Source organism: Promicromonospora sp. NPDC059942 (genome assembly GCF_042731755.1).
In the GTDB taxonomy this organism is placed as follows: Bacteria; Actinomycetota; Actinomycetes; order Actinomycetales; family Cellulomonadaceae; genus Promicromonospora.
Window position 1 is genome coordinate 185914 of the sequence record NZ_JBHWLR010000009.1, and the last position, 22564, is coordinate 208477.

Here is a 22564-nt window from a genome sequence, read left to right on the forward strand (position 1 = left end):
ACACCGCCCGCCGGTCAGGCGCGCGGGAACGCCTGGGCGTAGACGCTGCGCAGCCGCTCGGCGTCCACGTGGGTGTAGCGCTGGGTGGTCGCAAGGTTCGCGTGGCCCAGCACCTCCTGCACGGCACGCAGGTCGGAACCGCCCTGCAGCAGGTGGGTCGCGGCGGAGTGCCGGAGCGCGTGGGGCGCGACGTCGTCGACGCCGGCCTGGGCCGCGAGCCGGTGCACGGCCTCGCGCACCTGACGCTGACCCCAGCGTCCGCCGCGCTCCCCCACGAGGAAGGCGTCACCGGTGGCGGCGGTCATGAACGCGGGCCGGCCGTCGGACAGCCAGGCGTCGACGGAGCGCGCGGCCGGGATCCCGAACGGGACGACGCGCTCCTTGCCGCCCTTGCCGAGCACCCGCACGAGCCGGTCGCGCGCGTCCACGTGCCCGATGTCGACCGAGACCAGCTCGCCCACGCGGATGCCCGCGCCGTACAGCAGCTCAGCGGCGACCCAGGAGCGCAAGGCCGCGGGCCGGGACGCCTCGTCGGCCTCGTCCGCGGCGGCTCGCGCGCCGTCGAGCAGCCGGCTGGCGGCGTCCACGTCGAGCACCGTGGGCAGCGTGCGCGGCACCTTGGGGCTCGCGAGCCGCGCCGAGGGGTCGACGGGCACGAGCCCGGAGCGGTGGGCCCAGCGCAGGAACGCCCTGGCGGAGGCGCCGCGGCGGGCGAGCGTGGAGCGCGCGAGCCCGCGGTCGGACTGCGACGCGAGCCACCCGCGCAGCAGCGTCAGGTCGATCTCGTCGAGGCTCGTGCTCCCGTGCCGCATCGCGTACCGCAGCAGGTCGGTCACGTCCGCCACGTAGGCACGCCGAGTGTGGGCGGAGTGCCCGCGCTGCGCGTGGAGGTAGCTGGCGAAGCGGGACACGGCGTCGGACAACTGCTCGGGCAGCCGAGGCAAGCCGGACAGGTCGGTAAGGTCCACGTTTGCCAGTGTGCAGCCGGACCGCCACGGGGTGAAGCAGGCGCGCCGCGTTGCGCGACCCGGTGCGTCGCCCGGTGTGTCGCTGCGTCGGGTCGCTCTGCCACACTGGCCGGTCGGACAGCGCAGCCGGACGAGTGCAGGAGGACCGCGATGATGCGTGCCGTACAGGTGACCGAGTTCGGCGGGCCCGAGGTGCTCCGGCCCGTTGACGTGCCGGAGCCGACCGCCGGGCCGGGGCAGGTGCTGATCGAGGTGTCGCGCATCGGCGTGAACTACGCCGACACGCACCAGGTCGAGAACTCCTACCAGACGCCGACCCGGCTGCCGTTCGTCCCCGGGAGCGAGGTCGTCGGACGCACGCCGGACGGACAGCGGGTCGCCGCCCTGCTGACCGGCGGGGGCGGGTACGCCGAACGGGCAGTCGCCGACGCAGCCATGACCTTTCCCGTGCCCGACGACGTCGACGACCTCACCGCGCTCTCCATGCTGGTGCAGGGCACGACCGCCTGGGTCCTGCTGCGCAAGAACGCGCACCTCGAACCGGGCGAGTCCGTGGTGGTGCACGCGGCCGCGGGCGGCGTCGGCACGATCGCCGTGCAGCTCGCCAAGGCCTGGGGCGCCGGCCGGGTCGTCGCCACCGCGAGCACGTCCGACAAGCGCATGCTGACCCTCGGTCTCGGCGCGGACATCGCCGTCGACTCCCGGGCGGACGACCTGCGGACGGCCCTGCTCGACGCCAACGGAGGGCGCGTCGACATCGTGCTCGACATGGTGGGCGGCACCACGACCGACCAGAGCCTGGCCGTGCTCGCACCGTTCGGCCGGCTCGTCTTCTACGGCATGGCGGGGCGCGAGCAGCCCAAGCCCGTGGAGCTGCGCAACCTGCTCGGCCACAGCAGCACGGTCGCGGGCATGTGGCTGCCGCACGTCTTCCGGCTGCCGGGCAACCTCTACGGCCGGGCGCTGACCGAGCTGTTCGACCTCGCCCGCAGCGGCCGGATCCGCGCCGTCGCGGGCGGCGAGTACCCGCTGTCCGACGCCCGCGGCGCGCACGAGGCCCTCCGCTCGCGGGGCACCGTCGGCAAGCTCCTGCTCGACCCGACCGCCTGACCGACGACCCGGGATCGCCGGCCCGGCGGCCGGGCTGGGCGGCCCCGCAGACCGCCCGGCCCGGTCACCGCCTGCGCCAGCCTCCGTCCCGCCGCTCGGCCAGCCCCATCAGCTCGAGCAGCCCGAGTGCTCCGGTCGTGTCGTCGAGCGCGATCCCGGCGGTGCGTGCGATCGACCGCTCGTGCGCCGGCTTGCGCACGGGCAGGGCGTCGAGCACCGCCTTGCCCGCCGCGTCGAGGTCGTCCCCCGGCCGCGTCTCGCCCTGTCGGCGCGGCGCGGTCTCGCCGACGTCGCCGACCAGCTCGGCGGCCTCGGCGGCATCGGTGACGCAGACGGCCGCGCCGCGCCGCAGCAGCTCGTGGCAGCCGCTGGAGGCCATGGACGTGACCGGTCCTGGCACCGCCCCCAGCGGACGCAGCAGCGACACCGCGTGGTTGGCCGTGGACAGCGCGCCGGAACGCAGCGCCGCCTCGACCACCACCGTGCCCGCCGTGAACGCGGCGATCAGCCGGTTGCGCTGGAGGAACCGCTGCTTGCCCGGCACGGAGCCCGGCGGCACCTCGCTCACCACGGCGCCCTGCGCGGCCGTCCGCAGCAGCAGGTCGGTGTTGCTCGCGGGGTAGAGCCGGTCGACCCCGCCAGCGAGGAACGCCACCGTCCGCGCCCCCGAGACCAGGGCGCCCCGGTGCGCCTCCGCGTCGATCCCGTGGGCGCCGCCGGAGACCACGGTGAACCCCCGGTCGGCCAGCCCGCACGCCAGGTCCCGCGTCACGCGGACGCCGTAGCCGGTGCAGGCGCGCGAGCCCACCAGCGACACCGAGCGTGCCGCCAGCCCGGCCAGGTCGGGATCGCCCCGCACCCACAGGGCCAGGGGCGCCGTGGCGCCGAGTCCCGCGAACGACAGGGGCCAGCCCGGGTGGTCCGGCGTCAGGAAGGTGCCGTCGTACCGGCCGAGCACGACGAGCTCGCCCTCGGGGTCGAGGCGGTCGAGCCGGGGTGCCCAGCGCCGCACCGCGGCGACGACCAGCGCGGCGGCCCGCGACCCGGACGCGTCCGGCCCCTCGGCGACCGCCCCGAGCACGTGGCCGGGGGCGTCGGCGCGACCACCCGGGCCCTGGACCGCGGCCTGCATCCCACCGATCCGCCGGAGGACGGCACCGGCCCGGGCGGGCGCCCGGGCGGCGTCGAGCAGCCAGTCGAGCGCGTCCACGGGGCCGAGCTGCTCCACCAGGGCGCCGGCCACCGGGTCGCCCGGCTCGGCGATGCGGCTCCACGCGGCCCGCGCCAGCACCGGGTCTGCGGGGTCGAACCGGAGCCTCGCCCGGGGCAGCTCGAAGAGCGGCTCAGCCATGGTCGCCTCCCGTGCGCAGCAGCAGCGCGTTCCCGACGTCGGACACCGTGGGCGCGTCGCGCCCGGCGAGGTCGGCGATGGTCCAGGCGATCCGCAGCACCCGGTCCACGCCGCGGAGGCTCAGCCGCCCGTCGGTCATGGCCAGCTCGATCGGCCGGAGGAGGCCGGGGTGCGGCCGGAGCAGGTCACGCAGGAACCGCCCGGGCATCTCCGCGTTGGTGGACCAGGGCGTGTCGGCCAGCCGGGCGCGGGCGGCCTGCCGCGCGGCCAGCACCCGGGCGGCCACCACCGACGTCGGCTCGGACGTGCCCTCCAGCCGCTCGACCCGGTCTACGGGCTGCACCTCGACCTGCACGTCCACCCGGTCCAGCAGCGGCCCGGAGAGCCGCGCGAAGTACCGGCGTCGCGTGGTCGGCGAGCAGGCGCAGTCCAGGCCCTTGCCGATGGCCAGCCCGCAGGGGCACGGGTTGGCCGCGAGGACGAGCTGGAACCGGGCCGGGTAGCGCGCCGAGCCGCCCGACCGGTGGATCACCAGCTCGCCCTGCTCCAGCGGCTGCCGGAGCGTCTCCAGCACCCGGGCGCCGAACTCGGGGGCCTCGTCCAGGAACAGGATCCCGCGGTGCGCCAGCGACACCGCCCCAGGCCGCGGGATGCCCGACCCGCCACCCACCACCGCCGCCTGGGTCGCCGTGTGGTGCGGGTCCTCGTACGGGGGCCGGCGGATCAGGCCTCCGCCCGGGTCGAACGTGCCCGCCACGGAGTGCACCGCGGTGACCTCGACGGCCTCGCGGTCGGTGAGGTCGGGCAGGATCCCGGGCAGCCGGGAGGCCAGCATCGTCTTGCCGGCACCCGGCGGCCCGACGAGCAGCAGGTGGTGCCCTCCGGCGGCCGCGACCTCCAGGGCCCTGCGCGGTTCCTCCTGACCCACGACGTCGGCCAGGTCGCCCGGCAGTCGCGCCGCCAGCGCGGAGCGGACCGGTCGCACCGCGACGACCTCGCGCACCAGCTCCGGCGGGCCGCCGTGCAGCGCCACCACCTCGGCCAGGCTCGTGGCGCCGACGACCCGCGCCCCCGGCACCAGCCGCGCCTCGTCGGCGTCGCCGGCCGCCACCACGACGTCCGGGTAGCCCGCGGCCACGGCGGCCGCCACGGTCGGCAGCACGCCCCGGACCGGCTGGACCCGCCCGTCGAGGCCGAGCTCGCCCAGGTGCACCACCCGGTCCAGGCCGGTCCTGCTCATCCCCGGAGACGTCGGCCCGTCGGTGCCCGCGAGGATCGCCACCGCGATCGCCAGGTCGTACGCGCTGCCCTGCTTGCGCAGCGAGGCGGGCGACAGGTTGACGGTGATCTTCTTGACCGGCCACGGCAGCCCCGTGGAGGTCACCGCGGCCCGCACCCGGTCGCGGGACTCGCTCAGCGCGGCGTCGGGCAGACCGACCAGCGTGAAGCCCGGGACCGACGCCGCGAGGTGCGCCTGCACCTCCACCACGTGCCCCTGCATGCCGACGAGCGACACCGCCCGGGTGGTCGCGATCCCCATCACGCCACCGACTCGAGGTGCTCGACGACGGCGGGGCCCTGGCGCTGCAGCGTCACCGCGACCACGTCGATGCGGATGGCGCCGAAGCGGGTGCGCACCTCAGGCAGCACCGGCACCGGTCTGCCCGGGCCCGCCTCCTCCTGCAGCCGCGCCGCGGCGAGCCGGTCAGCGGCGAGCCGTTCGCGGAAGACCGTGAGCCACTGCCCCGTCAGCCGCTTGATCCGGGTCAGCTTGCGCGGCGTCACCGCCTCCGCCGGATGCCCGTACCCCAGCCCCGACCTGGTCTTGACCTCGACCACCACGAGCACGTCGCCGTCGATCGCGACGATGTCGAGCTCACCCTCCGTGCCGCGCCAGTTGGTGTCGAGCACCTGCCAGCCGCGTGCCTCCACGTGCCGCAGCGCGACCCGCTCGCCGTACCGGCCTACGCCGTCCTTCTTCGCCATCGCGTCCACCTCCGTGACCAGCCTTGGTCACGCAGGAGCCGTCAGGCGGGGTCCGCGGGGTCACCTGTGCACGGATCGATGATCCACAGGGTCGGCGTCGCGCTCGAACCGCAGGAACCTCGTCACGAGGGTCTGTCCAGCCCCACGGGGAGTTCCGCAGGAACCGTCAGAGCGCGAGCTCGGCCTTGGCCAGCTCCTCGACGTTCACGTCCTTGAACGTCACCACGCGCACCGACTTCACGAACCGCGCCGAGCGGTAGACGTCCCACACCCAGGCGTCGCCGAGCCGCAGCTCGAAGTACACCTCGCCCGCCGCGGACCGCACCTGCAGGTCCACCTGGTTGGCGAGGTAGAACCGGCGTTCGGTCTCCACCACGTAGGCGAACAGGCCTACCACGTCGCGGTACTCGCGATAGAGCGCTAGCTCCATCTCCGTCTCGTAGTTCTCGAGGTCTTCGGCGCTCACGACGACATCATCCCACCGACGCCGCAGTTCCGGGCAGGTTCCAGGACCTGCGGTGGTGTGGCGTCGGCCCGTGCAGCCCGAGGGCGTCCATGTGGGCCTTCGCGCTGTAGCCCTTGTTCTGGTCCCACGCGTACTCGGGGTGCCGCTGCGCGAGCTCGACCAGGATCGCGTCGCGCTCCACCTTGGCCAGCACGCTGGCGGCCGCCACGGACGTGCAGGTCATGTCGGCCTTGATCAGCGTGCGCACCGCGGGCTCCGGCAGGTCGTCCTCCGGGGCGTCCGCCGCGGCGAACAGGTCGAGCGCGGGCGTGGAGAGCCAGTTGTGCTTGCCGTCCAGCACGACGACGTCGACGTCGCCGCACACCTGCCGCACCTGGGCCAGCGCGCGCCGGCCGGCCATCCGGAGCGCGGCGATGATCCCGTGCTCGTCGATCTCGGCCGGACCCGCGTGCCCCACGCCCCACGCGACCGCCCACCGCCGCACGGCGGGCGCGATGGCCTCGCGCGCGCCGGGCGTGAGCAGCTTCGAGTCGGCGACGCCCTTGGGACCGGTGCGCGTGGCGGCGTCGACCACGACGACGCCCACGCTGACGGGCCCCGCGAGAGCTCCGCGCCCCACCTCGTCCATGCCCGCCACGAGGCGGGCGCCCGAGGCGAGGAGCGCCCTCTCCTGCCGCAGCGTGGGCACCTTGCGCACCGCCTACTTCTCCGCGGGAGGCGCGTCCGGGACGCCGCTGAAGACGTCGCTCGGGTTGCTGTGCCAGTTCAGCCGGTCCAGCGGCCAGACGGTCGCGAACGCCGTGCCCACCACGTTCTCGACCGGCACGAACCCGCCGCCCGGCTTGCCGCGGTTGTAGCGCGAGTCCATCGAGTCCTGCCGGTTGTCACCCATGACCCAGAGCATGTCGTCGGGCACGGTGACCTCGAACGGGTCCTGGCTGGGGATCGAACCCGGCTTGATGTACGTCTCGTCGATCGGCGTGCCGTTCACCGACACCCGGCCCTCGGCGTCGCAGCAGACGACCTTGTCGCCGGGCAGGCCGATGAGGCGCTTGATGAGGTGGTCGCCGGTGTCCTGCGGCAGCAGGCCGACCATGGTCAGGAAGGAGACCGCCGCGTCACCGACCGGGCCGCGCTCCGGCGGCACGTACGGCGGCAGCCAGTCACCCGGGTCCACGAAGACGACGATGTCCCCGTGCTCCAGGTCGAACGGGCCGGGCGTCAGCCGCGACGCCATGACGCGGTCGCCCTCGGTCAGCGTGTCCTCCATGGACGCGCTCGGGATGTAGAACGGCTGCACCAGCAGCGTCTTGATCAGCCACGACAGGACCAGCGCGCTGACGACGATGATCCCGACCTCACGGAGCATCGCGAGGACGCCCGACTGCTGCCTGCGCGGCTCACGGCCGTGCGCGGCCCCACCCTGACGATGCGCCCCGCTGCTTCCCCACGGATCCTCTGCGCTCAAGGGCGTCCCATCGATAGGGGTGGGCGGTGCCACCCGGTCGAAACTCGTCACGAGCCTAACTCTGTCACCTTGGAGCGCCCCCGGCGAAATGGTCGGGCGGGCGAACATCAAGCCCGACGGATATCCGCACAGACCGGACGTGAAACGACACCGGCCGCCGTCCTCGGTCTAGGAGGACGGCGGCCGGTGCCGTGGAGCGCCGGAGCGCTCAGAACGCTCAGTTCTCGCGCTTCTCGCGGATCTTCGCCTTCTTGCCGCGCAGCTCGCGCAGGTAGTACAGCTTCGCGCGACGGACGTCACCGCGGGTGACGACCTCGACGGACTCGATGGTCGGCGCGTGCAGCGGGAACTTGCGCTCCACGCCCACACCGAAGCTGACCTTGCGGACGGCGAAGGTCTCGCCGATGCCGCCGCCGTGGCGGGAGATGACGACGCCCTGGAACGCCTGGACGCGGGAGCGGTTGCCCTCGACGACCTTGACGTTGACCTTGACGGTGTCACCGGCACGGAAGTCCGGGATGTCGGACCGCAGCTGGGCTGCGTCGATGATGTCGAGCTTCTGCATCGTTCTCTCCGGGCCTGCCACAGGTCAGGCGCGAATCTCGTGGGCCCCGCCCCGGCCGTGCGGCCGTCAGGGTCCCGAAAGGGTGTGGATGGCGGTGCGGCTTGACCCGGTCGGGGGCGGTTGCCCGCCCCGGTCGTCCCCTGTGGCAGAGACCTGACCGGCGACGCACCAACGGCTCATTCTGCCACACGAACGCGCAAAACCGCGGCCCGAGCAGGTGTGACCCGTGGCGGCGGGACGATCAGGCCCGCGTCAGCCCGCCGCCGTCCGCCCCCGGCACCCAGCCGAGCTCAGCGAGCAGCTTCAGGTCGTGCTTGTCCAGCCCCGCGACGTCCAGGGCCTCGATCATGTCCGGCCGCCGCGCCGCCGTCCGCTCCAGCGCCTGGTCCCGGCGCCAGCGCTCGATCTTCGCGTGGTGCCCGGACAGCAGGACCTCGGGGATCTCGAGGTCCGCCCACGACGGCGGCTTCGTGTACACGGGGTACTCCAGCAACCCCGCGGCCCCGTGCGACTCCTCGACCAGCGAGTCCGGGTTGCCGACCATGCCGGGGATCAGCCGGGCCACGGCCTCGATCATCACCAGCGAGGCCACCTCGCCGCCGTTGAGCACGTAGTCGCCGATCGACAGCTCGTGCACCGTGACGCCCGCGGACCGGTAGTGCTCGGCCACCCGCGCGTCGATGCCCTCGTAGCGCCCGCACGCGAACACGAGCTGCTCGGCCGACGCGAGGCTCTCGGCGTGCCGCTGGGTGAACACCTCGCCCGACGGCGTGGGCACGATCAGGTGCGCGCCCTCGGAGCGCGTGCCGGTCCCGGCACCCAGGACCTCGTCGATCGCCTGGCCCCACACGTCCGGGCGCATGACCATGCCCGCTCCCCCGCCGAACGGGGTGTCGTCGACGGTGCGGTGCCGGTCGGTGGTCCAGTCGCGCAGGTCGTGCACCCGCAGGTCCAGCAGGCCCCGCTGGCGCGCCTTGCCCACGAGGGACAGGTCGAGCACGGACAGGTAGTCCGGGAAGATCGAGACGACGTCGACGCGCACGTCAGCCGTCCTCGCCCTCGACGACGTCGGCGTCGTCGCCGTCGTCGGCGCGGTCGACGACAGCGGCATCCGCGTCGCGGGCCAGCAGCCCGCCGGGCGGGGTGAGCACCACGCGGCCGCCCGGGACGTCGACCACCGGCACGATGGCCAGGACGAACGGCACCAGGGTGCGGGCCGTGCCGCCGTCGGGCAGGGTCTCCTCGACGAGCAGCGCCTCGTGGGCCGGCTGGTACTCCAGCGTGACGACCTTGCCCACCACGGTGCCGTCGGCGAGCTCGACCCGCAGGCCCGCCAGCTCGTGGGGGTACCAGGCATCCTCCTCGTCGGAGACGTCCGCCTCGACGACGAGCTCGGTGCCGCGCAGCTCCTCGGCCGTGTTCCGGTCGGCGATCTCGGCGAACGTGACCAGCCACCGCCCCTGGTGCTCGCGCGCCCGGGTCACCGTCAGCGGACCGGCGTCCGCCGGGACGGTCTCGAGCCGCTCGCCGATCGCGAGCCGGGTCTCCGGATCGTCCGTGCGCAGGTCGAGGGCCACCTCGCCCTTGAGCCCGTGCGCCTTGCCGACGCGAGCCACGGTCAGCTGCATGTCACTCCTCGGGGATGGAACAAGAAGATGGAGCAAAGAGCGAGGCCCGGTCCGCGTTCGGACCGGGCCTCGTCGTCGTGCTGGATGCCGATGGTTCAGCGCCGGTCGACGTCCACGACGTCGACCCGCACCGGGCCCTCGGTGGCGAGCGCACCGATCACGGTGCGCAGGGCGCGCGCCGTGCGACCACCACGGCCGATGACTCGGCCGAGGTCGTCAGGGTGCACGCGGACCTCAAGGAGGTCACCACGGCGGAGCGTCTTCGCGGACACGCGGACGTCGTCCGGGTTGTCCACGATGCCGCGCACCAGGTGCTCGAGGGCCTCCGAGAGCATCAGGCCTCGTCGCCCTCGGCCGGCGCAGCCGGAGCCTCGGCGGCGGCAGCAGCAGCCTTCTCGGCAGCCTTGGCCTTGGCCTTCTCGGCGTCAGCGTTCACGGCCTCGATGGCGGAGGCGGCGTCGGCCTTCTCGCCCTTGACGCGCAGGGTGCCCTCGGCGCCCGGCAGGCCCTTGAACTTCTGCCAGTCACCGGTCACCTTGAGCAGAGCGGCGACCTGCTCGGTCGGCTGCGCGCCGACACCGAGCCAGTACTGTGCGCGCTCCGACTTGATCTCGATGAGCGACGGCTCCTCGGTCGGGTGGTACTTGCCGATCTCCTCGATCACGCGACCGTCGCGCTTGGTGCGCGAGTCGGCGATGACGACACGGTAGTACGGGGCCCGGATCTTGCCGAGGCGCTTGAGACGAATCTTGACAGCCACGAAGTGGTCTCTCCTGGTTCTGATGGGATGGTCCGAGCACCGCGACGTGGGGTGAAGCAGTGTGTGGGACCGGGACACGGCCTGACCAGGTGAGAGGGGTCTGGGCACGCCGAGTACGTGGATATTGTGCCAGACGGCGCGCGGCCCCACCAACCACGTGTGCGTCACACGGGCGCGGTCAGCGGGTGGTCGGGTAGACCGTGCCGCGCAGCACGACGGCGCTGGGGTGCCGGAGCACCTCGATGTCCTCGCGCGGGTCCGCCGGGTAGACGACGAGGTCCGCACTGGACCCCTCCACCACGGCCCCGAAGCCCAGGTAGTCCCGGGCGCGCCAGGACGCCATCGCCACGACCTCCGCCGCGGGGATGCCCGCCGCGACCAGCTCGGCGCACTCGTCGGCGATGCGGCCGTGCGAGATGGTCCCGCCGGCGTCGGTGCCGACCAGGAGCTGGACGCCGGCGTCGTGCAGGTCGCGGACCTGCTGGTACCGGCGCGCGTACATGGCCCGCATCCGCTCCGCGTAGAGCGGGTACTTGCCGTCGGCCTGCGCCGCGATGCTCTCGAACTGCCCGATCTGCAGCAGCGTGGGCGTGACCGCGATCCCCCGCCGGGCGGCCTCCGCCATGTGCTCGGCCGTCATGCCGGTGCCGTGCTCGATGCAGTCCACCCCGGCCGAGAGCAGCCCGTCGATCGTCTCCTCGCCGAAGGCGTGCACGGTCACCCGGGCCGCCTCGGCGTGCGCCACGGCGACGGCCTGGCGCAGCACGTCGTCGGGCCACAGGGGCCGCAGGTCGCCGTCGGCTCCCAGCGTGCGGTCGATCCAGTCGCCGACGAGCTTGACCCAGCCGTCGCCGCGCCGGGCCTGCGTGCGCACCTCGTCCGGGAGCAGCTCCGGGGACTCCAGCTCCAGCCCGAAGTTGCGCAGGTAGCGCTTGGGCCGCGCCAGGTGCATGCCCGCCCGCAGCAGGTGCGGCAGGTCGCCGCGCTGGTGCACCCACGCGGTGTCCAGCGGCGAGCCGGCGTCCCGGATCAGCAGCACGCCGGAGTCGCGGTCCGCCACCGCCTGCTTCTCGGCCTCCTCCGGGGAGACCGCGCCCTCGGCCGCGAGCCCGATGTGGCAGTGCACGTCGACCAGGCCGGGCAGCGCCCAGCCCTCCAGCACCCGCATGTTGGTGCCCTGCGCCGACGGCCGGGTGAGGCTGACGCGGCCGCCGCGGACCCACAGCTCCTCGGCCTCACGGTCGTCACCGAGCAGGATGCGCCCGCGGATCGCCGCGGTCGGACCTTCCAGCGCAGACATGCGGCTCCTTCGCTCTCCCCGTCACCCTGTGGACCTGTCCCCTGTCACGCCTCGGACACCCTGCCCGCCCCGGCGTCGTCGCCGGCCTGCCCCTGCCGGCACCAGCCGGCGGCACCGCGTCCGGCCACCGGCCGGACCTCGCCTCACCGACCCAGGAACTTCTCCAGGCCCGGCGGCAGCTCGATGTCGTTCAGGTCCGGCGCCTTGTCGCTCGGCTTCGAGCCCATCCCGAAGGCAGACCCGGCGGGCGCGGCCGGCGTGGTGGCCGGGCCGCCGCCGAGGGCGCGCTGCATGGCGTCCTTCTCCTGCTGGGCGCGCTTGGCCGGGTTCCCGGACTTGCCCTTCTTGCCCTTCTTGGGCGGCGGCGTCTTGCCGCGCGACTTCTTGCCCATGCCCATGCCGGGGCCGCCGGGCATGGCGGGCATCCCGCCGGGGCCCATGCCGCCGCCCTTGGCCATCTGCTTCATCATCTTCTGGGCGTTGTCGAACCGCTCCAGGAGCTGGTTGATGGCCGTGGTCGTGGTGCCGGCACCCTTGGCGATGCGGGCGCGGCGCGAGCCGTTGATGATCTTCGGGTTGTCGCGCTCCGCCGGCGTCATCGAGTGGATGATCGCCTCGATGCGGCCCACCTCCCGCTCGTCGAACTGGTCGAGCTGGTCGCGCATCTGGGCCATGCCCGGCAGCATGCCGAGCATCTTCTTCATCGAGCCCATGTTCTTCAGCTGCTGCATCTGCACCAGGAAGTCCGCGAGCGTGAAGTCCTGGCCGCTGGCGAGCTTGCCCGCCATCTTCTCGGCCTGCTCGGCGTCGAACGTCTTCTCGGCCTGCTCGATCAGGGTGAGCACGTCACCCATGTCGAGGATGCGGCTCGCCATGCGGTCGGGGTGGAAGACCTCGAAGTCCGTCAGCTTCTCGCCGGTGGACGCGAACATGATGGGCCGGCCGGTCACCTTGGCGACCGAGAGGGCGGCACCACCGCGGGCGTCGCCGTCCAGCTTCGAGAGCACGACGCCGGTGAAGTCCACGCCGTCGGCGAAGGCCTTCGCGGTGTTCACCGCGTCCTGGCCGATCATCGCGTCGATGACGAACAGGACCTCGTCCGGGTTCACCGCGGCGCGGATGTCCGCGGCCTGCTTCATCAGCACCTCGTCGATGCCGAGGCGGCCTGCGGTGTCCACGATCACGACGTCGTGCTGGCGCTCCTTGGCGTACGCGACGCCGTCCCGCGCGACGCCGACCGGGTCGCCGATCAGGGGCGCGTCGGCCGCCGGGTCGTCGGCCTCCGAGGTGTTGCCCGGGTGCGGCGCGAACACCGGCACGCCGGCGCGCTCGGCCACCACCGACAGCTGGGTCACGGCGTTGGGGCGCTGCAGGTCGGCGGCGACCAGCAGGGGCGTGTGGCCCTGGCCCTTGAGCGCGTGCGCGAGCTTGCCCGCCAGCGTGGTCTTACCGGCACCCTGCAGACCCGCGAGCATGATCACCGTGGGCGGCGTCTTGGCCAGCGTCAGCGGGCGCGTGGCCCCGCCGAGGATGTCGACGAGCTCCTCGTTGACGATCTTGACGACCTGCTGGGCGGGGTTCAGCGCACCGGAGACCTCGGACGACAGCGCGCGCTCGCGCACGGCGGCGGTGAACTCGCGCACCACGGGCACCGCGACGTCCGCGTCGAGCAGGGCGCGGCGGATCTCCCGCACGGTCGCGTCGATGTCCGCCTCGGAGAGACGGCCCCGCGTGCGCAGGTTCTTGAACGTCGAGGTAAGCCGGTCGGACAGGGAGTTGAACACGGACACAGCCTAATGGAGTCCTGTCGTCAGGGGTTCATCCGGGGAGCAGGGCCCGGGCCCGCGCGGTGAGCCCGTCCACGAGCTGGGAGCGCCACCCCGTCCACGCCTTCGGCCCGAGCGACGTGGTGTCCGCCTCCGTGAGGGAGCGCAGCACGTCGAGCAGGTCGCGCCGGTGGTCCACGGCCTCCAGCAGGCTGGTGAGCGTGGCGGGGTCGTCGGGGTCGGCGCGGGTGGCCAGGTCGGCGAGGGTGAGGTGGTGGCGGACGAGCCGCGTGACGTCGTCGACCACGTCGGGGGCGAAGCCGGCGCGGGTCAGGATGCCCGGGACGAGCCGTGCGCCCTCCACGGAGTGGTCGGCCGCGCCGCGCACCTTGCCGATGTCGTGCAGGAGCGCGGCCAGCAGCAGCAGGTCTCCTGAGCGCTGACCGGCGACGGTCGAGGGGTCGGGCAGCCGGCGCCGCAGGCGGGCCGCCACGGCGGCCGTCTCGACGAGGTGCCGGTCCACGGTGTGCCGGTGGATCGCGGCGCGCTGGGGCCGGTTGCGCACGTCGGCCCACTCGGGGATCCAGGAGGTGACGACCCCGGCGAGGTCGAGCGCCTCCCAGACCGGCACCTGGGCCTGCCCGGCGCCCAGCAGCGCCAGCAGGCTCTCGCGCGCGGCCGGGGGCCAGGGTTCGGGCAGGGGCGGCGACTTCTCCAGGCTCCGGATCGTGACCGGGGACAGCACGAGCCCGGTCCGCGCGGCGGTCGCCGCGGCGCGCAGGGGCAGCAGCGGGTCCGACGCCGGCCGGGTGCCGACGCCGAGTACGAGCTCGCCGTCGTGCTCGACCAGGCCGTCGCCCACGGAGCGCAGGCGGGGCGGCGTGCGCCGGCCACGGACCATGATCGGCTTGCCCACGCCCACCGGACGGGACAGCGCCTGCCGGGCGTGCCGGATGGTGGTGTCGAGCGCGTAGGAGATCACGCGGCCCGACTCGGCGAGGCTCGCCAGCAGCTCGTCGCCGTCGTCGTAACCGGTGCGTTCGGCGACGTCCTCGAGGTCGGCGAGCAGCAGGCGGCTGCTGCGCCGCCTGGTGACCACCTGGAGCGTGTCGCGCACGTCGAGCAGGTGCGTGTAGGCGGTGTCCACCGCCCCGTGGGGGCGGTCGGTGAGCCAGGTGGCGGCCAGCGCGGAGAGCAGCACGGCGTCCCGCATGCCGCCGCGGGCCTCCTTGAGGTCCGGCTCGATGAGGTAGGCGAGCTCGCCCGCCCGCTGCGCGCGGTCGCGCGTGGACGAGATGAGCTCGGGCAGGCGGCGGCGCGCCGCGGCGCGCCAGTCGGTCAGCACGGCGGAGGCCGCCCGGTGCACGACGACGGCGTCGCCGGCCACCGCGCGCACGCTCAGCCAGCCGATCACCGCCGGGAGGTCGCTCGCCGCGACCTGCCGGGACTGGCTCAGGGAGCGCACGGCGTGGTCGATGTCCACGCCCGAGTCCCACAGCGGGTACCAGAGCTTCTCGGCCACCCGCTGCAGCTCGTCGGGGCCGTGGGTGCGGCCGTCGTGCACGAGCACGAGGTCGAGGTCGCTCAGCGGGCCGAGCTCGCCCCGGCCCAGGCTGCCGACGGCCGCCAGGGCGATGCCCGACGGGTCGACGTCCTCGGTCGCCGCGGCGAACAGGTCCCCGAGGCGTTCGGTGACCCGCTGCCCGACGGCGGACCGCCGGGCCAGGCCGGACCGGCCGGGACCGGTGAGGCCCGTGGCGATGGTGAGGAGCTCGTCGCGGAGGCCCCGCACCCCGACCGGGGGGTGCGGGGCCTCCGCCTGCTCCCGGGTGCCCTCGGGCACCGGGTCACTTGTCATGCGTCGTCAGGCACTCCCGGATCAGAGCGCGGCGTCGCCGTGCTCGCCGGTGCGCACCCGGGCCACGTCCTCGACCGGCACGACCCACACCTTGCCGTCACCGATCTTGCCCGTCTGCGCCGCGCCGACGATCGCGTCGGTCACCGCCGCGACGTCCTCGTCCGTGACGAGCACCTCGATGCGGACCTTCGGCACCAGGTCCACGGTGTACTCCGCACCGCGGTAGACCTCGGTGTGGCCCTTCTGTCGGCCGTAGCCGCTGGCCTCGCTCACGGTCATACCGCGCACCCCGGCACCTTCCAACGCCGTCTTCACGTCGTCGAGGCGGTGGGGCTGGATGACACCCGTGACAAGCTTCATGCGCTGCCTCCTAAGCAGTCGGGTAGCTGGACCGTAGTACGGTCAGCGCACCTCGGTGATGGTGGACCCGGAGTTCTCGTACGCCGTCTCGCCGTGGACCGCGAGGTCGATGCCGCTGACCTCGGCCTCCTCGGAGACGCGCCAGCCCAGGGTCGCCTTGAGCGCCAGCCCGATGATGTACGTGAGCACGAAGCTGTAGAGCACGGCCACCAGCGCGGCGACGATCTGGGTGAGCAGCTGCGTGACGCCGCCACCGTAGAAGAGGCCGTTGAGCGAGCCCTCGAAGTAGAACGAGTCGTAGCGGCCGTTCGTCGCGAAGAACCCGATCAGGATGGTGCCGACCAGGCCACCGACGAGGTGCACGCCGACCACGTCGAGCGAGTCGTCGTAGCCGAACTTGTACTTCAGGCCCACGGCGAGCGAGCAGAGGACACCGGCGACGAGGCCGATGACGATGGCGCCCCACGAGTCCACCGTGCCGGCGGCCGGGGTGATCGCGACCAGGCCGGCGACCACACCGGAGGCGGCACCCAGCGAGGTGGCGGCGCCGTCACGGAACTTCTCGGTGGTCATCCAGGCGAGCATCGCGACGGCCGTGGCGACCAGCGTGTTGACCCAGGCGCGGCCGGCGGTGCCGTCCGCGGCGAGCTCGGAGCCCGCGTTGAAGCCGAACCAGCCGAACCACAGGAGGGCGGCGCCCAGCATGACGAACGGCAGGTTGTGCGGACGCATGGCCTCGGTGCCGAAGCCCTTGCGCTTGCCGATCACCAGGGCCAGGGCCAGGGCCGCGGCACCCGCGTTGATGTGGACGACGGTGCCACCGGCGAAGTCGATCGGCAGCGAGAGGGCCGACGCGAGCCAGCCGTCGGCGCCGAACATGCCGCCGCCCCAGACCCAGTGGGCCAGCGGCGCGTAGACGACCGTGACCCAGATGGCGCTGAAGACGATCCAGGTGCCGAACTTGACGCGGTCGGCGATCGCACCGGAGATGAGGGCCACCGTGATGATGGCGAACGTGGCCTGGAACCCGGCGAACACGAGGCCGGGGATGCCGACGCCGGTCGTGGGGCTGGCGGCGTTGTCGATCGTGAGGCCGATGAGCCCGGCCGGGTTGCCGATGAAGCCGGCGATGTCCGGGCCGAAGGCCAGACCGTAGCCGTAGACGACCCAGATGAGCCCGGCGACGCCGATCGAGGCGAAGCTCATCATCATCATGTTGAGGACACTCTTGCCCCGCACCATGCCGCCGTAGAAGAACGCCAGGCCCGGCGTCATCAGCAGCACGAGCGAGGAGGCGGTGATCAGCCAGGCGGTGTTGCCCGTATCGAGCTCGAATTCCATCGCGGAAAATGCCTCTCTCCCCGGACCGGTCCTGGTGACTCGGCCCACCGCGACTACCGTCGCGGGGCGCCGTTACACGTGGCCCGCATCGAGGTTACGGATGCGTGACGCAGGCGGGGAGCATGTAAACGTCTTATTTCGAGACCGGCTTGGGCGAATTTTCCGACCCAACCGTGATCGCCCGGTTATTTCGTGGCTATCCGCCGGTAACTTAACGCTTACATGTACTTCTCACATGGTGGACGGCGACCAATGCCGTGCCATTCACAGGGGCATTCCTGACCCGGGGTCAGCCCAGGATCCCGTCCACGAACTCCTCGACGTCGAACGGCGCCAGGTCGTCCGGACCCTCGCCCAGGCCGATGAGCTTGACCGGCACGCCGAGCTCCCGCTGCACCTGGACCACGATCCCGCCCTTGGCGGTCCCGTCGAGCTTCGTCAGGACGATGCCCGTGACGCCGGCGACCTCCGCGAACACCCGCGCCTGGGAGAGCCCGTTCTGCCCGGTGGTCGCGTCGAGCACCAGCAGCACCTCGCTCGGCGCGGCGACCTTGCTGGCCACGCGCACGATCTTGCCGAGCTCGTCCATGAGGCCGGCCTTGTTCTGCAGGCGCCCCGCCGTGTCCACGAGCACGACGTCCGTCTTCTCGTCGCGCCCGCGCGCGACCGCCTCGAAGGCCACCGACGCCGGGTCGGCGCCCTCGCGGTCCGAGCGCACCGTCTCCACGCCCACCCGGTTGCCCCAGGTGGTGAGCTGGTCCGCCGCTGCGGCGCGGAACGTGTCGGCGGCGCCGAGCACCACGCTGCGGCCGTCCGCCACCAGCACGCGGGCCAGCTTGCCGACCGTCGTGGTCTTGCCCGTGCCGTTCACGCCCACCACGAGGGTCACCGCGGGCAGGTGGCTGCCGTCCTCGGCGGTACGCGGTTCGGTGTGCAGGGTGCGGTCCAGCTCGGGCTGGAGGAGCGTCACGAGCTCGGAGCGCAGCAGGTCGCGCACCGCCGCCGGCTCGCGCACGCCCAGCACCCGGACCTTGGTGCGCAGCGCGTCGAGCAGGTCCGTGGTGGGGCCGGCGCCGACGTCCGCGAGGAGCAGCTCCTCCTCGATCTCGTCCCAGTCGTTCTCCGTGAGCGAGTCCCGGGACAGCACCGAGAGCAGGCGGGCGCCCAGGGGCGAGCCGGACCGGGCGAGGCGGTCGCGCAGCCGCACCAGGCGGCCCGCGGTCGGGGCGGGGCGCTCCAGGACCGGCGCGGCCTGCGGTGCCGCCGCCTCGGGCTCCGTCGTGGGTTCGGCGGTGGCGGGTTCTGCGGTGGCCGGCTCCGCCGTGGCCGACGGCGCGGTCGTCGTGGGCTCGGCCGTCGTCGTGGCGTCGCCCTGGTCCTGGGTCCGCCTGCGCCGTCGGGCGACCAGGACGCCGGCGAGGCCGCCACCACCCGCGAGGACGACGACGGCGGAGATGATCTCGATCCAGGGAAGCTCGTTCACGCCCCAGATTCTTTCATCTCGCGGACGACGCCGTGGAAACCCCCGGCGCCCGGCCGTTCCGCCGGACGGAGTTAGGGTCCCCTAATCTCCGCGTGTAGGGTGACGCTGCCGAGAGAGCCCGAGCGCGACGACCGCGCCGCCTCAGACCCGCGGCCGTGCAGGACCTTTCAGCCCAGAACATCGAAGGAACAACCATGCCTCGCGCAGTTTCCGCGTCTCTCGCCGCCCTTGTGGTGGGTGCCGCCCTGCTCACCGGCTGCGGCGGCACCGCCGACGCCGGCACCGGCGACAACAAGTCCAACGTCGCCACCGGCCAGGAGGGGTTCGACGACGTCCGGGAGCTCGCGGGCCGGCTCGGCACGGACGCCGCACCGGGCGAGTTCCCGCGCACCGTGCGCAACCTCGTGGCCAACGAGGAGGTGGGCGAGACCGAGATCCCCGCGAAGCCCGAGCGCGTCATCGTGCTCGACACCGGTGAGCTGGACAACATGATCTCCCTGGGCATCGAGCCGGTCGGCATCGCCCACCCCGCGGACGCCGAGATGGCGCCCGACTACCTGGACGTCGGCGACGCCGTGGACCTCGGCGCCTACGACGCCTTGGACCTGGAGCAGATCAAGAACCTCGAGCCCGACCTGATCCTCGGCACGTCGCTGCGGATCGACGACGACGGCCTCAAGGCCAAGCTCCGGGACATCGCGCCGACCGTGCTGTCGCCGCGCCCCGGCGTGCTGTGGAAGGAGAACTTCCTGCTCAACGCCGCGGCGGTGGGCGAGGAGGACCGCGCCCAGGAGCTGCTGGACGCCTACGAGCAGCGTGCCGACGAGGTGGGTGCCGAGGTGGTGGAGGCGAACGGCGGCGAGGCCCCGACCGTCTCCATGCTCCGGTTCATGGCCGGGCAGATCCGCCTGTACGCCAACGACTCGTTCGTCGGCATCATCCTGGCCGACGCCGACCTCCCCCGGCCGGAGACCGAGGACATCGCCGACCTCGCCGTCGAGATCTCCGCGGAGGAGATCACCCTCGCCGAGGGCGACTGGCTGCTCTGGGGCACCTACGGGGAGCCCGACGCCACCGAGCAGGCGGCGGTCGTCGACGGCCCCCTGTGGGACCAGGTGCCCGCGGTCGCGGACGGCGGCGTCGTCCGCGAGGTGCCGGACGAGACGTGGTACCTGGGTCTGGGCGTGACGGGGGCCGGGCTCGTGCTCGACGACCTGGAGACCATCGCCGCCGACCAGCGGTGAGCACGACCCGGACCACGGCGCGCAGCGGGCGGACGGTCACCGCGATCCTGCTGAGCGCGCTCGTGCTGCTCGTCGTCGCGGCGCTGGCCGGCATCACGGTGGGCGCCCGCGTGCTCTCGCCGGCCGAGACGCTCGCAGGGCTGCTCGGCCGCGACGGCGTCGCCGCGACCGTCATCTGGGAGCTGCGGCTGCCCCGGACCCTGCTCGGCCTGCTCGTCGGCGTCACCCTCGGCGTCGCGGGCGTGCTCGCGCAGGCGGTCACCCGCAACCCGCTGGCCGACCCGGGCCTGCTGGGGATCTCCGCCGGCGGCGCCGTCGCGGTGGTCGCCGGCAGCGTGTTCCTCGGCCTCGGCGCGGGCACGCCCCGCGTGCTGCTCGCCCTGGCGGGCGCTGCGCTGGCGACGGCCGCCGTCTACCTGTTCGCGAGCCGGTCGCCCGAGGGGCTCACGCCCGTGAACATGACCCTGGCCGGGATGGCCATGACGGCCTTCCTCGGCGCCGCCGTCTCGGCGACGGTGCTGCTCAGCGCCTCGACCATGGACCAGTACCGGTTCTGGGTGGTGGGGTCGCTGAACCTGCCCGACCCCGCCGTGCTGCTGCCGGCCCTCGTGCCGGCCGTGGTCGGCGGGGTCCTGGCGGTGGTCGTCTCCGGGTCGCTCAACGCGCTCGCCCTCGGCGACGACACGGCGGCGGCGCTGGGTGTCCCCGTCGTGCGGACCCGGCTGCTGGCGGGCGTCGCCGTGGTGCTGCTCTCGGGCACCGCCGTGGCGCTGGTCGGCCCGATCGCCTTCGTCGGCCTGGTCATCCCGCACGTGGCCCGGGCCCTGGTCGGCACCGACGTGCGCCGCGTGCTCGCGCTCTCCGCGGTGCTGGGGCCGCTGCTGCTGGTCACGGCCGACGTCGTGGGCCGCCTCGTGGCGCGCCCGGCGGAGGTCCAGGTGGGCGTGGTCACGGCGCTGCTCGGCACGCCGTTCTTCATCTGGCTGACGCGCCGCGCGAAGGAGCGTGCCCGATGACCGCGACCCGCACCGTCTCCGGAACCGGGCGCCCGGCCGCGCGCCGGCTGCTCCCCCGCCCCCGGCCGCGCGGCCGGGTGGTCGTCGCCGTGCTCGGGGCGCTCCTGCTCCTGCTGCTCGTGTCCGCGCTCGCCCTGAGCCTGGGCGACCAGGCCACCGCGCCCGCCGCCCTGTGGCAGGCGCTGCGTGGGCAGGGACCGGAGAACACGGTGTACGCCGTGCAGGAGGTCCGGCTGCCCCGGGTGGTCCTGGCGCTGGCCGTCGGCGCCGCCTTCGGCGTGGCCGGCGGGCTGAGCCAGAGCGTGCTGCGCAACCCGCTGGCCAGCCCCGACGTGCTCGGCATCAGCGCGGGCGCCTCGGTCGCGGTGGTGGGCGTCATCGCCGTCGGCTCCCTGGGCGGCCCGGTGGGCATCGTGCCGATCCCGGTCGCCGCCCTCGCGGGCGGCCTCGCCGCGGCGGGACTGATCGCGCTGCTCGGCCGCGACGGCGCCCTGCGGGGGCGCCGCATCCTGCTGGTCGGCATCGCGCTGTCCGCCGCGATGACCGCCCTGACGCAGTTCCTGCTGACCCGGATCGACGTGTACGACGCGCAGCGCTCCGCGGCCTGGCTCACCGGCAGCCTGAACGCGCGCGGCTGGGGCGAGGCGACGCCCGTCCTGGTGGGCCTGGCCGTGCTGCTGCCCGCGGCGCTCGTGCTGGCCCGCACCAACCGCGCGCTGCTGTTCGAGGACGAGGTGGTGGCCGGCTGGGGCGTGCGCCCGGGCCTGGCCCGCGCCGCCTTGCTGGTGGTCGCGGTGTGCCTCGCGGCGCTCGCCACGTCGGCCGCCGGACCGGTCGCGTTCGTGGCCCTGGTCGCCGGGCAGGTGGCGCGCCGGGTCGCCGGCGTGCCCGACATCCCGCCGGTCCTGGCGGGGGCGGCCGGCGCCGTGCTCGTGCTGGTCGCGGACACCGTCGCGCGCACGGCGCTGCCCGCGCAGCTTCCCGTCGGCGTCCTGACCGGTCTGGTCGGCGCGCCCTACCTGCTGTACCTGCTCCAGCGCCGCCGCTCGACGAGAGGGACCCCCTGATGCCCACCACCGCCACGTCCGCGGCCCGCCTGCGGGCGGACGCCGTCACGCTGGGCTACGGCGACCGGACCGTCGTGCGGGAGCTGTCGCTCGACGTCCCCGACCAGCAGGTGACGGTCATCGTGGGCCCCAACGCCTGCGGCAAGTCCACCCTGCTGCGCGGCCTCGCCCGCCTCATGCCGCCCGCCGACGGCACGGTGCTGCTGGACGGCAGGGCCATCTCCGAGCGCCCCACCCGCGAGGTTGCCCGCGTCCTGGGCATGCTGCCCCAGTCACCCGTGCCGCCCGAGGGGATCACGGTGCGCGACCTCGTCTCCCGGGGGCGCCATCCGCACCAGAGCTGGTGGCACCAGTGGGGCGAGGGCGACACCGAGGCCGTCGAGGAGGCGCTGCGCGCCACGGGCACCGCCGAGCTGGCCGCGCGCGACGTCGACGAGCTGTCCGGCGGGCAGCGCCAGCGGGCGTGGATCGCGATGGCCGTGGCCCAGCAGACCGACCTGCTCCTCCTGGACGAGCCGACCACGTACCTCGACATGGCCCACCAGCTCGACGTCCTGGAGCTGGTCGCCGCGCTCAACCGGGACCACCGCCGGACGGTCGTCATGGTGCTGCACGACCTCAACCTGGCCTGCCGCTACGCGCACCACATCGTGGCGATGCGCGACGGCGAGATCGTCGCGCAGGGGTCGCCCGGCGAGGTGGTGACCCCGGAGCTGCTGCGCGAGGTGTTCTCCGTCGAGGCGACGATCCTCAGCGACCCGCGCACCGGGACGCCGGTCATCGTGCCGCACCACACGGTGCAGGGCTGAGCTGCGGGGCTGCGGCCC

Annotated in this window: 23 protein-coding genes; 5 read left to right on the forward strand and 18 right to left on the reverse strand. The window is 73.8% G+C overall.

Translation table 11 applies throughout. From position 1 onward, the window contains the following. Positions 1-14: 14 nt before the first annotated feature. Positions 15-968, reverse strand: a complete 954-nt coding sequence (locus ACFV9Q_RS16545; protein WP_377235302.1) for a tyrosine recombinase XerC — start codon at positions 966-968, stop codon at positions 15-17. 150 nt (positions 969-1118) lie between these two features. Here ACFV9Q_RS16545 and ACFV9Q_RS16550 point away from each other — a divergent pair, with 150 nt between their 5' ends. Further along, positions 1119-2078: a zinc-binding alcohol dehydrogenase family protein gene (locus ACFV9Q_RS16550; protein ID WP_377235303.1), complete on the forward strand. Its 960-nt coding sequence runs from the start codon at positions 1119-1121 to the stop codon at positions 2076-2078. A 64-nt stretch (positions 2079-2142) separates the two neighbouring features. Here the strand turns inward: ACFV9Q_RS16550 and dprA are convergent, their stop codons facing one another. The 17 genes from dprA to ftsY form a co-directional block, all read right to left on the reverse strand. Then, entirely contained in the window at positions 2143-3429 is a 1287-nt protein-coding gene (gene dprA / locus ACFV9Q_RS16555; RefSeq protein WP_377235304.1) for a DNA-processing protein DprA, read from the reverse strand. Continuing rightward, positions 3422-4969 (reverse strand): YifB family Mg chelatase-like AAA ATPase, encoded by a 1548-nt coding sequence (locus ACFV9Q_RS16560; RefSeq protein ID WP_377235305.1) that lies wholly within the window; start codon positions 4967-4969, stop codon positions 3422-3424. The genes dprA and ACFV9Q_RS16560 overlap by 8 nt, the downstream gene beginning before the upstream one ends. Beyond that, positions 4969-5415 (reverse strand): YraN family protein, encoded by a 447-nt coding sequence (locus ACFV9Q_RS16565; protein WP_377235306.1) that lies wholly within the window; start codon positions 5413-5415, stop codon positions 4969-4971. The genes ACFV9Q_RS16560 and ACFV9Q_RS16565 overlap by 1 nt, the downstream gene beginning before the upstream one ends. A 166-nt stretch (positions 5416-5581) precedes the next feature. Continuing rightward, on the reverse strand, positions 5582-5881 hold the full coding sequence (locus tag ACFV9Q_RS16570; RefSeq protein ID WP_020016858.1) for a DUF2469 domain-containing protein: 300 nt from the start codon (positions 5879-5881) through the stop codon (positions 5582-5584). Positions 5882-5888: 7 nt separating this feature from the next. Next, on the reverse strand, positions 5889-6578 hold the full coding sequence (locus ACFV9Q_RS16575) for a ribonuclease HII (RefSeq protein ID WP_377230671.1): 690 nt from the start codon (positions 6576-6578) through the stop codon (positions 5889-5891). Positions 6579-6581: 3 nt separating this feature from the next. Continuing rightward, entirely contained in the window at positions 6582-7250 is a 669-nt protein-coding gene (gene lepB / locus ACFV9Q_RS16580) for a signal peptidase I (RefSeq protein WP_377230670.1), read from the reverse strand. 316 nt (positions 7251-7566) lie between these two features. After that, the gene (gene rplS / locus ACFV9Q_RS16585; RefSeq protein ID WP_182614504.1) at positions 7567-7914 is read right to left on the reverse strand and encodes a 50S ribosomal protein L19; all 348 of its coding nucleotides are present in this window, start codon (positions 7912-7914) and stop codon (positions 7567-7569) included. Between the two features lie 241 nt (positions 7915-8155). After that, positions 8156-8956 carry a tRNA (guanosine(37)-N1)-methyltransferase TrmD gene (gene trmD, locus ACFV9Q_RS16590; protein ID WP_377235307.1) on the reverse strand — a complete coding sequence of 267 codons (801 nt, stop codon included), beginning with the start codon at positions 8954-8956 and terminating at the stop codon, positions 8156-8158. Position 8957: 1 nt separating this feature from the next. Further along, on the reverse strand, positions 8958-9542 hold the full coding sequence (gene rimM / locus ACFV9Q_RS16595; protein ID WP_377235308.1) for a ribosome maturation factor RimM: 585 nt from the start codon (positions 9540-9542) through the stop codon (positions 8958-8960). A gap of 95 nt (positions 9543-9637) precedes the next feature. After that, the gene (locus tag ACFV9Q_RS16600; RefSeq protein WP_020016864.1) at positions 9638-9877 is read right to left on the reverse strand and encodes an RNA-binding protein; all 240 of its coding nucleotides are present in this window, start codon (positions 9875-9877) and stop codon (positions 9638-9640) included. After that, on the reverse strand, positions 9877-10302 hold the full coding sequence (rpsP, locus tag ACFV9Q_RS16605; RefSeq protein ID WP_377231863.1) for a 30S ribosomal protein S16: 426 nt from the start codon (positions 10300-10302) through the stop codon (positions 9877-9879). Before rpsP ends, ACFV9Q_RS16600 begins: the two co-directional genes overlap by 1 nt. A 178-nt stretch (positions 10303-10480) precedes the next feature. Next, positions 10481-11602 (reverse strand): amidohydrolase family protein, encoded by a 1122-nt coding sequence (locus tag ACFV9Q_RS16610; RefSeq protein ID WP_377235309.1) that lies wholly within the window; start codon positions 11600-11602, stop codon positions 10481-10483. A gap of 143 nt (positions 11603-11745) precedes the next feature. Beyond that, entirely contained in the window at positions 11746-13386 is a 1641-nt protein-coding gene (gene ffh, locus ACFV9Q_RS16615) for a signal recognition particle protein (RefSeq protein WP_377231861.1), read from the reverse strand. A 34-nt stretch (positions 13387-13420) separates the two neighbouring features. Continuing rightward, positions 13421-15226, reverse strand: coding sequence for an HD domain-containing protein (locus tag ACFV9Q_RS16620; protein WP_377235310.1), 1806 nt, complete (start codon positions 15224-15226; stop codon positions 13421-13423). A gap of 21 nt (positions 15227-15247) precedes the next feature. After that, the gene (locus ACFV9Q_RS16625) at positions 15248-15586 is read right to left on the reverse strand and encodes a P-II family nitrogen regulator (protein WP_357484250.1); all 339 of its coding nucleotides are present in this window, start codon (positions 15584-15586) and stop codon (positions 15248-15250) included. A gap of 42 nt (positions 15587-15628) precedes the next feature. Further along, positions 15629-16927, reverse strand: a complete 1299-nt coding sequence (locus ACFV9Q_RS16630) for an ammonium transporter (protein ID WP_377232232.1) — start codon at positions 16925-16927, stop codon at positions 15629-15631. Between the two features lie 289 nt (positions 16928-17216). After that, complete coding sequence (gene ftsY, locus ACFV9Q_RS16635) at positions 17217-18410, reverse strand: signal recognition particle-docking protein FtsY (RefSeq protein WP_377235311.1); 1194 nt, start codon at positions 18408-18410, stop codon at positions 17217-17219. A gap of 194 nt (positions 18411-18604) precedes the next feature. On the opposite strand from ftsY, the gene ACFV9Q_RS16640 reads away from it, so the two are divergent. The 4 genes from ACFV9Q_RS16640 to ACFV9Q_RS16655 are packed head-to-tail and all read left to right on the forward strand — an operon-like array spanning position 18605 to position 22546. Further along, positions 18605-19654, forward strand: coding sequence for an ABC transporter substrate-binding protein (locus ACFV9Q_RS16640; protein WP_377235312.1), 1050 nt, complete (start codon positions 18605-18607; stop codon positions 19652-19654). Beyond that, a complete protein-coding gene (locus ACFV9Q_RS16645) occupies positions 19651-20670 on the forward strand; it encodes a FecCD family ABC transporter permease (RefSeq protein ID WP_377235313.1) in 1020 nt (339 codons plus the stop codon). The genes ACFV9Q_RS16640 and ACFV9Q_RS16645 overlap by 4 nt, the downstream gene beginning before the upstream one ends. Then, the gene (locus ACFV9Q_RS16650) at positions 20667-21737 is read left to right on the forward strand and encodes a FecCD family ABC transporter permease (RefSeq protein WP_377235314.1); all 1071 of its coding nucleotides are present in this window, start codon (positions 20667-20669) and stop codon (positions 21735-21737) included. The genes ACFV9Q_RS16645 and ACFV9Q_RS16650 overlap by 4 nt, the downstream gene beginning before the upstream one ends. Continuing rightward, a complete protein-coding gene (locus ACFV9Q_RS16655) occupies positions 21737-22546 on the forward strand; it encodes an ABC transporter ATP-binding protein (RefSeq protein WP_377235315.1) in 810 nt (269 codons plus the stop codon). Before ACFV9Q_RS16650 ends, ACFV9Q_RS16655 begins: the two co-directional genes overlap by 1 nt. Positions 22547-22564: the final 18 nt, after the last annotated feature.

Coding starts and splice junctions, on each gene's coding strand:
- ACFV9Q_RS16550 (WP_377235303.1), top strand. CDS start 1,119: ATGATGCGTGCCGTACAGGTGACCGAGTTCGGCGGGCCCGAGGTGCTC.
- dprA (WP_377235304.1), bottom strand. CDS start 3,429: ATGGCTGAGCCGCTCTTCGAGCTGCCCCGGGCGAGGCTCCGGTTCGAC.
- ACFV9Q_RS16560 (WP_377235305.1), bottom strand. CDS start 4,969: ATGGGGATCGCGACCACCCGGGCGGTGTCGCTCGTCGGCATGCAGGGG.
- ACFV9Q_RS16565 (WP_377235306.1), bottom strand. CDS start 5,415: ATGGCGAAGAAGGACGGCGTAGGCCGGTACGGCGAGCGGGTCGCGCTG.
- lepB (WP_377230670.1), bottom strand. CDS start 7,250: ATGCTCCGTGAGGTCGGGATCATCGTCGTCAGCGCGCTGGTCCTGTCG.
- rplS (WP_182614504.1), bottom strand. CDS start 7,914: ATGCAGAAGCTCGACATCATCGACGCAGCCCAGCTGCGGTCCGACATC.
- rimM (WP_377235308.1), bottom strand. CDS start 9,542: ATGCAGCTGACCGTGGCTCGCGTCGGCAAGGCGCACGGGCTCAAGGGC.
- ACFV9Q_RS16600 (WP_020016864.1), bottom strand. CDS start 9,877: ATGCTCTCGGAGGCCCTCGAGCACCTGGTGCGCGGCATCGTGGACAAC.
- ACFV9Q_RS16610 (WP_377235309.1), bottom strand. CDS start 11,602: ATGTCTGCGCTGGAAGGTCCGACCGCGGCGATCCGCGGGCGCATCCTG.
- ACFV9Q_RS16620 (WP_377235310.1), bottom strand. CDS start 15,226: ATGACAAGTGACCCGGTGCCCGAGGGCACCCGGGAGCAGGCGGAGGCC.
- ACFV9Q_RS16625 (WP_357484250.1), bottom strand. CDS start 15,586: ATGAAGCTTGTCACGGGTGTCATCCAGCCCCACCGCCTCGACGACGTG.
- ACFV9Q_RS16630 (WP_377232232.1), bottom strand. CDS start 16,927: ATGGAATTCGAGCTCGATACGGGCAACACCGCCTGGCTGATCACCGCC.
- ACFV9Q_RS16640 (WP_377235312.1), top strand. CDS start 18,605: ATGCCTCGCGCAGTTTCCGCGTCTCTCGCCGCCCTTGTGGTGGGTGCC.
- ACFV9Q_RS16650 (WP_377235314.1), top strand. CDS start 20,667: ATGACCGCGACCCGCACCGTCTCCGGAACCGGGCGCCCGGCCGCGCGC.
- ACFV9Q_RS16655 (WP_377235315.1), top strand. CDS start 21,737: ATGCCCACCACCGCCACGTCCGCGGCCCGCCTGCGGGCGGACGCCGTC.